The organism is Nitrospirota bacterium (assembly GCA_016219645.1).
Classification (GTDB): Bacteria; Nitrospirota; Nitrospiria; order Nitrospirales; family Nitrospiraceae; genus Palsa-1315.
In genome coordinates this window covers 1-1,435 of the sequence record JACRLR010000047.1, presented here as the reverse complement: position 1 = coordinate 1,435, position 1,435 = coordinate 1, and the positions used below count along the sequence as shown (strand labels likewise).

Genomic DNA, 1,435 nt, shown 5'->3' with positions numbered 1-1,435 from the left:
GCGACGTAGAGGAGTGGGATCAACGCGGAGCGCATAACCGGATAGCGTGACAGGATGTCCGCGATTTCGTCTTTGTATTTTTCTAAGAACGTCATGCTTCCACAGTCCTGGTGCTGATACGCGCGCAAGGGGCCAGCTGACAAACTCCGAATATCAGCCGCTCGTGTCTCACCGATCACACTCCCCCATGACCACATCATAGGTCCCGAAAATTGTGATGATGTCGGAAATCAAGTAGCCACGCGCCATATGGTCGAATGCACCCATGTGAATGAAGGACGGTGAGCGGATTTTCATTCGATAGGGACGGGGACTGCCGTCGCTGATGATGAAAAATCCTAGTTCGCCTTTTGGCGCTTCGGTCGCGCAATAGGTTTCCCCCTTCGGAGGCTTGAACCCTTGCGTGAAGATGATGAAATGGTGAATCAAACTTTCCATATCGCGCATCACTTGCAGCTTCGGCGGCGGAATGTATTGCGGAATATCGGCGATGATCGGTCCAGGCGGCATCTGGTCGAGACATTGCGAGATGATCCGTGCGCTCTGACGCATCTCTTCGACACGAATCCAATAGCGATCGTAGGTGTCGCCGTTTTTCCCGACCGGCACTTCCCAGTCCACTTTATGGTAGACCCCGTAGGGTTCGAGTTTACGCACATCATAGGACACACCGGATCCCCGCAAGGAAGGGCCGGTCATGCCGAAGTTGATGGCATCCTCACCGGAGATCACGGCGACATTCTTCGTCCGTCCCAGCCAAATCCGATTGCTCGCGAGCAGTGAATCGTACTCGCTCACTTTCTCAGGGAAGGTTTCCAGAAAGGCTTTCAGGCGGTCCACTAACTCCGGAGTGAAGTCGCTGTCCACGCCGCCGATTCGATAGTAATTCAAGGTCAGTCTGGCGCCACACAGCCGTTCGAACATGTCGAGCAAGGTTTCCCTCTCGCGAAACGTCCAGAAGAAGACCGTCATGGCCCCGATATCCAGGGCCTGAGCGCCCAACCAGAACAGATGTCCCAGAATGCGCTGCATCTCCGCGACAAGGGTGCGGATATACTCTGCTCGTTCAGGCACGGTGATATCGAGGAGTTTCTCAACGGCCCGGACATAGGCGTAGTTATTGGCCATCGCGCAGACATAGTCGAGGCGGTCGGTATGAGGGATGATCTGCATGTAGGCCAGACCCTCGGCTAATTTCTCAACTCCCCGATGGAGATAGCCGAGATCCGGTGTTGCCTTGACGATCCGTTCTCCATCCAATTCCAGGACGACCCGCACGACTCCATGTGTGCTTGGATGTTGCGGGCCCATATTCAACAACAGTTCTTCCCGCCGATTGGGCGACGACGCATTCGGTTCTAACAGGAACAACTTCCGCTCAGCTTCGGAGACTTCGCTTTCAACCTGCTCGACCGGCGGTTCATCAAGGCGAGGG

Annotated in this window: 1 protein-coding gene; it reads right to left on the bottom strand. The window is 55.1% G+C overall.

The genetic code is table 11. The annotated features are described in order from the left end of the window. Positions 1 to 168 precede the first annotated feature (168 nt). Positions 169 to 1,371 carry an NADH dehydrogenase (quinone) subunit D gene (gene nuoD, locus HZB34_14965; GenBank protein MBI5317259.1) on the bottom strand — a complete coding sequence of 401 codons (1,203 nt, stop codon included), beginning with the start codon at positions 1,369 to 1,371 and terminating at the stop codon, positions 169 to 171. Between the last annotated feature and the right edge of the window lie 64 nt (positions 1,372 to 1,435).